Annotated in this window: 1 protein-coding gene; it reads left to right on the top strand. The window is 33.0% G+C overall.

The window, feature by feature from the left end; all coding sequences use genetic code 11:
* Nucleotides 1-41: 41 nt before the first annotated feature.
* Nucleotides 42-270, top strand: a 229-nt coding sequence (locus tag SB765_RS29940; protein ID WP_410932536.1) for an MCP four helix bundle domain-containing protein, incomplete at its 3' end; no start/stop codon positions are given.

Genomic DNA, 270 nt, shown 5'->3' with positions numbered 1-270 from the left:
CCGATAAGTTTTAATAGACGTATTTTTGAATGGAAAACCATATGAATCTAACAGTGAGTCAACGTATTTGGGGTGGTTTTATATTTATCACTTTATTACTTTTAATTATTGGCGGTAACTCTTTAATAAAAATAGCAAATATAGATCGTTCAACTCAAAAAGTTAATCAGCTATCGCTTCCGGCATTAAACAAGAGCGCTCAATTACAAGCTGAATTTATTTTGATGAGTAAAGCTGCTCAAGCCAGTTTTCACACTTCATCTGCTCAAG

The sequence above is a fragment of the Pseudomonas sp. SIMBA_067 genome (genome assembly GCF_046534675.1).
Lineage (GTDB): Bacteria > Pseudomonadota > Gammaproteobacteria > Pseudomonadales > Pseudomonadaceae > Aquipseudomonas > Aquipseudomonas putida.
Note: the sequence above shows the minus strand (reverse complement) of the source record. Positions and strands in the feature narration are given on the sequence as shown.